At 47.5% G+C, this 9,790-nt stretch carries 9 protein-coding genes; all 9 read right to left on the bottom strand.

All coding sequences use genetic code 11. The annotated features are described in order from the left end of the window. A partial coding sequence (locus B2899_RS11765) for a motility protein A (RefSeq protein ID WP_286885998.1) occupies positions 1-711 on the bottom strand: 711 nt, incomplete at its 3' end. 166 nt (positions 712-877) lie between these two features. Next, entirely contained in the window at positions 878-1,000 is a 123-nt protein-coding gene (locus B2899_RS11760) for a hypothetical protein (protein WP_281286033.1), read from the bottom strand. Between the two features lie 278 nt (positions 1,001-1,278). Beyond that, positions 1,279-1,890: a DedA family protein gene (locus B2899_RS11755; RefSeq protein ID WP_146811413.1), complete on the bottom strand. Its 612-nt coding sequence runs from the start codon at positions 1,888-1,890 to the stop codon at positions 1,279-1,281. Positions 1,891-1,928: 38 nt separating this feature from the next. Beyond that, a complete protein-coding gene (locus B2899_RS11750) occupies positions 1,929-2,879 on the bottom strand; it encodes an LCP family protein (RefSeq protein WP_286885995.1) in 951 nt (316 codons plus the stop codon). A 153-nt stretch (positions 2,880-3,032) separates the two neighbouring features. Next, on the bottom strand, positions 3,033-4,631 hold the full coding sequence (locus B2899_RS11745; RefSeq protein WP_286885993.1) for a hypothetical protein: 1,599 nt from the start codon (positions 4,629-4,631) through the stop codon (positions 3,033-3,035). A gap of 253 nt (positions 4,632-4,884) precedes the next feature. Further along, positions 4,885-5,877 carry a lysylphosphatidylglycerol synthase transmembrane domain-containing protein gene (locus B2899_RS11740; protein ID WP_286885991.1) on the bottom strand — a complete coding sequence of 331 codons (993 nt, stop codon included), beginning with the start codon at positions 5,875-5,877 and terminating at the stop codon, positions 4,885-4,887. Continuing rightward, complete coding sequence (locus B2899_RS11735) at positions 5,867-6,610, bottom strand: dolichyl-phosphate beta-glucosyltransferase (RefSeq protein ID WP_170230336.1); 744 nt, start codon at positions 6,608-6,610, stop codon at positions 5,867-5,869. The genes B2899_RS11740 and B2899_RS11735 overlap by 11 nt, the downstream gene beginning before the upstream one ends. A 362-nt stretch (positions 6,611-6,972) precedes the next feature. Further along, positions 6,973-8,376, bottom strand: a complete 1,404-nt coding sequence (locus tag B2899_RS11730) for an efflux RND transporter periplasmic adaptor subunit (protein WP_286885988.1) — start codon at positions 8,374-8,376, stop codon at positions 6,973-6,975. A 17-nt stretch (positions 8,377-8,393) separates the two neighbouring features. Continuing rightward, positions 8,394-9,790, bottom strand: a 1,397-nt coding sequence (locus B2899_RS11725; RefSeq protein WP_286885985.1) for an efflux RND transporter permease subunit, incomplete at its 5' end; no start/stop codon positions are given.

The following is a 9,790-nucleotide window of genomic DNA, read 5'->3' as shown; positions in this document are numbered from 1 at the left end:
CAGCGCAACCGGGTTCATGCCCTGCTGAACACCGATAATCCCTTCAAGGGCAATGGTTAAGTAAAGTACTTCATCTCTGGACTTTGCCTTCAGCTTTTCGGCAAAAGGGAAGAAGAAGAGGTTAGCAAATGCGACACCGTATAGAGTAGCGAGAAAGGCTGCACTAATGGACGGCCCCAGCGTTTCCGGCTCATTCAAGTGCGTCATAATCACTACCATGTGCATAACGGTACCCATAATCCCGATCGTCGGGCAATACCCGCCCGCGTTCTCAAACGTTTTGGCTCCGCGCTGATGGCGCGATTCCATGGCGGAGATATCATACTCCAGCATTTCTCCAATAATTGATTGGTCCACACCGTCAATAGCGCTGCGCAATCCTCTTGAGATAAACTTATTGTCAATCTGCTCAATTTCCTGCTCAAGCGACAGCAACCCTTCCCTACGCGCTTTTCCGGCCAATTGTTCCATTTGATTAATCAGACCCATGTAATCCATCTTCTGCTCAGTAAACAGCTTCTTGAACAGCTTCGGTATATTTTTCAAGTCCTGCATTGGCAGCGAAAGAATAACAGCGCCGGCCGTACCACCGAGTACCAGCACAAACGAAGCCGGACTCCACAGCAAATTAGTCTGTCCACCGTCATAGAAAAAACCAAACGCAGCCGCAGCCAAGGCTACCGCAATCCCAATTAATGAGGCTAAATCCATTTGACATCCCCTATTTCCTTCTATGGTAATTTCTATCTTTCTTTTATCCTCTTAAATATATATCGGCATAAGTAAATCAAAATCAAGCAGATTTTTAACGAATTTATTCCTCCATTCGAATACATAACAAAAAAAGCGCCCCGGGGCGCCTTTTCCTCTATCTATTTTATTCTTTTTCTGTTTCTCCAACATGATTTTTCTTCAGCTTCGTAAAAAACGGGAGGGCCAGAATCACAGCGCACATGGTTGATGTAAACACCATCTCAGCAATCACAATTGCATTCCACATACTATATAACCGCTCCTTTTCAAAGATATAAAGTTTCCCACTATTCCTACCATTATTTTACTCTTAAGTTCACAAATTTGTCAATGTTTTTTGTAACTATTTTGTCGAATTTAAAGAGAAAAACATATTGAAAAATCATTTATTTTTTGAACCAGTTCTAAAACTTATTATTTATATTGATAAGCGTTCATTTTTCATTCGCCGTCTTCTTTAGTAAGTTTGATTGAAAGCCAGGTTGACAAAAAAAGGACTCCTGGTACAAACCAGCAGTCCTTTACTTACACAAAACGACTTCTCTTTTTTCTCTTCCATACATAATAAACCACTAACGCTCCACAAGCAATCAGTACAAAAACATCCCCATAATGAAGATAAGCTTTAATCATTGCCCAATTTTCGCCCAGCATCCAGCCTACATACGCCAGGACTGTGCACCAAATGGCGGTTCCTACGAAACTATAGACAACAAAGCGCAGAAACGGCGCGTGCGCCATACCCATTGGCAGCGAAATAAATGTACGAACCGCTGGAAGCAACCGCGTAAAAAAGCCTACACTATCTCCATGACGGGCCAACCATCGCTGTGCTCGTCTAACTTCATGCAGCGGAAAAACAAAGCGCAGCGGGCCTTCAAGCAGATGGCCGTATTTACGACCAATCACATATGCAACCACGCAGCCAATCGTCCCCCCGATGCTTCCTGCCACAATGGCAGCCAACAGGTTCATTTTTCCCTGAGAAGCCAGAAAACCGGCGAACGGCATAATTAATTCACTTGGAACTGGAATGCAGGCACTTTCAAGAAGCATTCCGAGAAAAACGCCGGCATAGCCCAGATAGTCGATAACGGCGGTAATCCAGGAACCGATGGTTTCAAGCATTTGGCCCATAAGTTCGTCCCCCCCTACCAACTATCCTATACATGAATTTAGTTTGTAGAACCTTTTACCTTCTCTTTTTCGCTTTCGCCCGACTCATGGTTCAACGGATTTTGCAATAATTCTTGAATGTACTCTTTCGTCTTTTCTTCACGCGGATCAATGACCTGCGCTCCGTTCACCGTTTTCTCGCGCAGAATATTGGCCGGTGGAATTTGCTCGGTCTGTAAATTCTTCACATCCAGTTTATACGCAAGGTTGGCGAGACGCAGCATGTCTGTCGGACTCATATTTGTCGTTACGTATGGTGACACGGCCTCAAGCACACTCGGAATCTTCCAAATGCTTGTCTTGCTTGTAGCCTGCTCTGCCAGAGCCTTCAGCAGCTTACGCTGGCGCTCCGTACGGCTGAAATCCCCCATCTTATCATGGCGGAAGCGTGCATACTGCAGCGCCTTGCGTCCATCTAGATGCTGCTGTCCTTTTTTAAGAAGAATATCGTAGTATCCATTCTCTTCATACAGATAGTATTCCATATCTTTTTCTACATATAAGTCAACACCGCCCAGCGCATCCACAACCTTCTCAAACCCTTTAAAGTCGGTTGTTATATAATACTGGATCGAAAGCCCTGTCAGGTTCTCCACCGTCTGTGCCATCAATTCCGGTCCACCTATCTCATATGCGGTATTAATTCTGCTCTTCCGATAACCCGGAATCTCTACCCAGGAATCGCGCAGAATAGAGAAGAGTTGCGCCTTCTTCGTCTCCGGATCGATGCTGGCTATAAGAATAGAATCCGACCGTGTCGACTCTTCATTCTCGCGTTTATCGACACCCAGCAGCAGGATATTTACCCGCTCCTTGCCTGTCCACTCGGGCATGGATGTCGCCGTACCAGGATTCTGAATCTTTGACGTAAACGAATAGAAAGAATAAGCATAATATGCGCCGATCCCTATTGCACCCAATAAAAAGAAAATAAAACTGATTCTCAGCATGCTTCGCAATACTCTCATCGAATCACAGAACATCCTTTCTTTAAGTGAGCAAAACACCATCCTTTATTATATCGCATCACAATGTTCTATCACTAGATTTATTTCATGCCACTCTTTTCAATTAGTATTCACTTACACACTTCACCCTAACAACTACCACTTACGAAAATATTGTTTGTCTGTAAAATAAATACCGAATCGCGTACCATCCTCGCGCAGCAAATGATAGTCGCCGTTCGGCCGCTTCACCGGCCGCAGGGATACGACACGCAAATCCGGCTCAAGTCCAAGCAGCAGGCCGCGGTTTATATTCTTCTCCGGAATAATAATATCATCCCGGACGGTAACCGGAGTGACTGCCGGATAGTAGCGAGTGCCCCCAACGGCGCGCATGACGCCCGCCATCGCCCAATCGCTGCTGGTCGTGTTCCGTCCATGGTTTAAGAACGGGACGCCTACCTTTACCAGCTCAGGCTCCGCGCCAAACAAATAAACGGGGTATTTCCCATTGATTTTTTTCGCCTGTTTTCCAAGCGAGATAATCTGCTCGGCGACATGGCGATCCGCCTGACTTACGTTCTTATAATCAACAACCTCCGCTACATTAACAACGATAAATACAAATGTCAAGCACGCTACAGCAGCACCGTACACAGCTTTCCCAGCTCCTGATTTCGTTATAGACAAAAGTAAGCCGTCTATCATAAGCGCCAGTCCGATGAGAGAAGGAAATACATTGCGCAGGGCAAGTCCGCTCTGATCCAGGATAAAAAACGGTGTCAACGGAATCACCGCGAGCAGAATGCCAATCAGAATTTGCACGCCAGGCCTGCGTAAGCCATCTTCCTCCCGCAGCATACGGAAAGTCATCCACCCTATCACCAATGAAACGACTCCCGTAAGAAGCAAATAGACATAAGACTCATTCTCCATTAACAAGCGGAGACCCCGGCCCAAGCCCACACTGTAGAATTTAGCGTGTAAAAGCACCACAATGTCATAAAATTCTTGGAATACACCGCCTATATGGACAAGCAGCCTCTCGCCCGGAACGAGCTGGCCGCGTGTTTCCGTATTGCCTCCTTCTTTGAATACTACATAATACGCGCCAATTATCCCTACATTTAAAATTGGCAGGAAGACTTGCCACCACTTCTTCTTCCAGAGAAGAAGCAGCAACGAACAGGCGGCTCCCATAGCGATAATCTGCTCGTAAAAACCGAAAGACAGGAATTGAAATACGGCGAATCCGATAAGATATCCCGCTTTCTTCTTCGCATCGAAGCTTGCGGCAAGGAAATAAAGAGAGCACAGCATCAGAAAAAGCCCGACTACCAATCGTGATGAAGCGGAAAGCCAATATGTCGCTTCGCTTCCTAGCGGCAGTAAACCGAACAACACGGCCGCAAGCGTACCTAATGATGGCAGGCCCAGCCGGTCAAAAATTCGATAGAGCAAATAACAGCTTACAAAATGTATTATCGTAATTAAAATGAACGCACCGATAAGGTTAGGCCAGAACTTGCCCCAAACATACAAATCAAATAAAGAGGCAAGCGGCCGCGTATGATAGCTGTAGTTCAAAAAAATTTGACGAAATGGATCGTCGTAGAGCTGGAACGCTCCGTATTGGATCCAATCATCGAGAACAGGGTAATATCGGAATTTTTCATACCCGTATTTTAAAACCATGGCGGCGCCAAACAGCAGCCAGAACCATGGCGAAAGCCTGGTTGTTCGCGTCTTCCCCATAACCATCCTCCTATCGCTGTTTTTCACCAAAATCACCATGATCGATTAGCCACAAGCCCTGCCACGAAAATAAAAAGAAGGGCAGATAACTTTTTGTGGTACGAAGGAACAGAGAGAAGAGAACGAGACCATGATTTCAATGGGAAAAAAGCGAACGCCTTTTTCTTCCCCGGATCTCATTTCCTCTTTCCCTCTCCTTCTTTTCTCATGATTTTCACAGCAAAAAAGACAGGGCTCCGCCTGTCTTTTTCATTTACCGTTCCGAGAATCGAGCACCCTGCCGTTTTGCCACACTGCGGTAAATCTCTCTAAGCGTAAATTCGCCCCGCATAAAGTAATAAATACTAAACGGAAGGAGCGCCGCGTACTGAATCAGATGGAGCAGCACGGAAAGAATCGCTTTCTGAAATGCCTGTACATCAAATAACGAGAGCGAATAGATGCAGGCGTATTGGAACACGCCAATCCCTCCAGGAGCGGACGGAATCAGCATAATCAAGTTCGTCATCACGATAACCACCAGGCTTGCCCCCCAAGCCGTCATGTCATAAATGCCGACCGCCATCAGGCCGAAGACGGTAGACAAATAAACACATCCCCAGGAGCAAATCAAGTAAAACAGCGTACGAATAATAACCAGCGGCGAGCGCAGCACCGCAAACCGTCCAAGGAAACCGAACAGCTTGCGCATAAAATCCGGCGTTCTCTCCGATGCCGCCATACGGGCACGAAACCGGAATAGCAGCAGTAAAGCCGCAACACCGACTGCGATTCCCACCACCATCAGATTGCGAATCACCGCAAGTTTGGCTTCTACTTCCGATTCAAACGGAACAAAAAACGCTACGCTAACAGCCAGCACAATCAGAATCGTTACGTCAAGCAGGCGCTCTAGCATAAGGTTGACGCTGACAACGCCGTAATCACGCTTCACCTGACTTATGGTAATAATGCGAATGGCCTCACCCATCCGAAAGGGTAGCAGCATATTCGAACCGTTCCCCATACAGACGGAAGCGAACATTTTGTGAAGCGGAACATCAGGAGCAAGTCCCCTCGTCCAGGACAAGGCCCGGAACCATTGACTTACCGCATATGCGAATACTGCAAGTATCACATAGAAGTAATGAACCGGATAATGCAGCAGACGCCCAAGATTTAAATTTCCGAGATTTCGATACGCCAGAAACAGAAACAGACACGTGATGGCAATACCAACAGCAAGCTGTATGTACTTACCCTTCATGTGGCACTTCCTTTAGCTTATTATAGACACCGTTCCAATCGTTGGCCCGTACCTGTAAAGCATCCCGGAACATTTTCCAGGAATCCTTAACAATATGCACTTTGGAATCGACGGAATGCCTGAGATTCACAGGAATTCTCTCAATATGATATCCATATTTACGAGCCAAAAATAACATCTCGAAGTCAAATCCAAAGCCCTGGATAGTCAATTGCGGAAAAATTATCCGTGTCGCCGCACGAGTAAAGCCTTTGAATCCGCATTGGGTATCCGGAATATCCAGGCGCAGCACCGCGTTGATAAACCGCGAGAACATAGCGGAAGCGATCTTACGGGACAGCGGGTACGGCACATCCGATTCCGCCTGATATAAATCGCGTCCTCCAATGACGAGATCCGCTTTTCTGGTATAAAATACAGAAAGCGCTTCGGTAATGCTTTCGAGCGGGTACGGCAAATCTGCGTCCATAAAAAATATATATTTCCCCTTCGCAAGAAGCATGCCGTGCTTTAATGCCATTCCCTTGCCCATATTTTTCTTTAACGAAACGATCTGAAGACAAGGATGGCCGAATTCTTCGACTACAGCCACCGTGTGATCGGTGCTGCCATCATCGACAACAAGCACTTCATAGCCGGTAAAGTGGTTGTCCATAAAAGGCATAACCATCTCAAGCGTGTGCGCAATTCTTTTTTCTTCATTGTATGCCGGAATGACAAGCGATAATTCCATTTCCGAACACGTCCTTTTTCTTGGCAATACTGGAGGTATAGCTTCTCCACATAGATAATAATTATACCTAAAAATATAAACGGTGTATATGGTACCGATCGACTTTTCTCCCACCATAAAACCACCATGACCGATTAGCCACAACCCCGGCATGAAAATGAGGGGAAGAGCAGCTGACTTTTGCGGTATGAAGGAAAAGGGAGAAGAAAACGAGACCATGATTTCAATGGGAAAAAGGCGAACGCCTTTTTCTTCCCTGGATCTCATTTCCTCTTTCTCTCCTTCTTTCTTCGTGATTTTCACAGAAAAAAGAGGGATGAGGATAAGCCCCTTCCCTCCATATCTATGCCTGTACCTATTCTTTATTGCACAATTCGCACCTGGGCTTGATCCTTCAATTGACTCTGTCCTTTTACTACCACTTTGTCCCCCGATTTCAAACCGCTGACCACCAGTACGTGTGTAGAATTCCCCTCGGCGGTAACAATGGCTCGTTTAATCGCACGTGTTCCTTCCACAATATACACGCTTTTCTTTCCGTCCTTCTCAATGATGGCATCCGCCGGTACGAGCAAGCCTTTCTGATTATTCATACTGACGCCCAGCACATTGACTTTCATACCGGGAAGAATAACGCCGTCCGGGTTTGGAATCTCGAGTTCAATCGGAAACATTTTGGACTGCCGATCCGCCTCTATCCCCCTGTATGTGACTTTACCTTTGACTGTTTTGCCAAGTGCCGGAATCTCTACGTCCATGAGGGCACCTTTAGTAAATTTGACGACCATGGATTCCGATACATTGATTTTGACAAGCACCGGATTAATGTTAATAATGGTCGCTACTGCCTGCTGCGGGCTGACCAGCTCTCCCGTCTCGTATCCAACGAAACTGACGATACCGGTAATCGGGGCTTTAATCACGGTATCATTCAATGCCGTACGTGCTTTTTCCAGCCCTACCTGGGCCTGCTGCACACCGGCACGGGCCGCGCGTTCGCCACCCATCGCCTGTTGGACGGCAGCTTTGGCCGTTTTATCTGCGCTTACCTGCGCCTGCTTTACACTTGTTTTAGCCGTATTAATCGCACCTTTGCCCTGCGCATCCGCCTGGGCTGATTGATTCATCAGGGTCTTTGCCTGCAGAAGAGCGCTTTCCGCTTGCTCTAACTGCGTCTTGGAAGCAGCACCGGCATCTACCAGACTCTTAACGCGATCATAGTTCGCCTGGGCAATGGTAACACTTTGCTGGGCGATTTCATAAGAAGTGTTTCCGGCTGCTTTAATTCCGTATGTACTCTTTGCCTGATTGAGCGATGAGGTGGCCGTTTCTACCGCAGCCTGCGCCTGGGCCAGCGATGCTTTTGCCGCACTTACGCCTGCCTGCGCCTGAGCTAATGAAGCCTGGGCCGTATTCAGTGATGCCTGGGCCTGTTTTACACCCAGCACGTAATCCGTTTGATCCAATCGAGCAATTACCTGCCCCTGCTTCACCATTTCTCCTTTTTGTACGGACAACGAAGCAAGCGTACCGGAGAGTTTGGCAACCACATTAACACTTACCTTTGGGGAAATCTCCCCCAACAGCTGGCTTCCGCCTGTTAGTACGCCCTCTTTGACTTCCGCTATGCTAACGGCGATCGGTTTTACTTCCTGGGCGGCACTGCCCGCAGTGACAAGGCCCGCTTCCCGCGCGGAACCACAACCGGCGAGCAGCGATGCTGACACCAGGCAGACCGCCCCTACATGTATCCACTTTTTCTTCATACGTGCATTCCTCTCCTTCACGCGAGCTGCTGTTCTTCTTCGGTAGATGCCGCTGCAGGAAGCAGGCCGCGTTTTCTTAACGTGTAATTGCGAATTTTATCCATTGCTTCATAGCCTACCGGGACAATAACCAGGGTGAGCAACGTGGATGTAGTCAACCCTCCGATAACAACGATGGCAAGACCCGGAGACATCAGCGAACCTTCTACTTCGCCAAGCCCGAGCGGCAGAAGCGCTACAATGGTCGCCACTGCAGTCATAATAATCGGACGCAGGCGGGTAACGCCTGCTTCAAGCAGCGCCTCACGCGTTTCAAGCCCCTTCTCACGCTGCTGTTGTACGCGGTCTACATAGACGATCGCGTTCGTTACTACGATGCCAATCAGCATCAAAAACCCAATAAGCGCCGTTAGATCCAGGGAAGAGCCCGTCAGGAACAGACCGACAATTCCTCCGATAGCTGCGAGCGGTAAAGACAGCAGAATGGAAAGCGGGGCCATCGCATTTCCGAATGCGATTACCATTACGATATATACCATCACCACTGCGGCACCAAGAGCATAAAACATTTCCTGGAAACTCTTCTGCATGTCCTCGCTTACGCCGCCGCTTGCTACTGTAACGCCATCCGGCAATTTCATTTTCTTTATCGCTTCATTCTGGGCAGTACTTACCCCTTCTTTGTCGCTGCTTGTAATATCTGCGGTAATGGCGATGAATTCTTTTTCGTTGCGGCGCATAATTTGAGATGGCGCTTCTTCATTCGTTACCGTCGCCACATCTTCTAAACGAATCTGCTGTCCCATCGGCGTATTCAGCAGAATGCTTCTGATTTTCTCAAGCGAATCCGTATCCGCCTCTTTCAATCCCAGGATAAAATCATATTCTTCCTCATCAATTTTAATTTTCCCGATTTTCGCGCTGCCCGTCAGGCTGCTAACGTCCCCGGCGATTTGAATCGGGGACATTCCCCACTCTGCCGCTTTGTCGCGATCGACCCGTATAATCACTTCTGATTTTTTATCCGAGAGATTGTCTTTGACATTGACCAGCAGCGGATTTTTTTCCACTTCAGCTTTCACCAATTCCGCGGCTTCTGTCAGCGCCTCTTTATTCGGACCGTTGAGTATAACTTCATATCCTTCGTTTGCACCGTTGCTGATCTTATCAATCGTTAGCTTGGAATCCGCCGGAACGAGCGGTTCGGTTTGCTCACGGAACCGTTCTAGAATCGCATTCACGTCTGCACCGTCTTTCAGCATGATAAACATAGACGATTTATTGGGTTCGTTCTCTTCCCCGATATTTGTCTCGATATAATCGACTCCAGGCTCCTTCTGAAATACGTCTTGCAGTCGTTGTGTCGCTTCCGCCGTTACTTCCAGCGACGTTCCTTTCGGCATCTTAAGAGCGG

It is taken from the genome of Aneurinibacillus sp. UBA3580, assembly GCF_002375825.1.
Classification (GTDB): domain Bacteria; phylum Bacillota; class Bacilli; order Aneurinibacillales; family Aneurinibacillaceae; genus Aneurinibacillus; species Aneurinibacillus danicus.
This window is presented reverse-complemented; position numbering and strand designations above follow the sequence as displayed.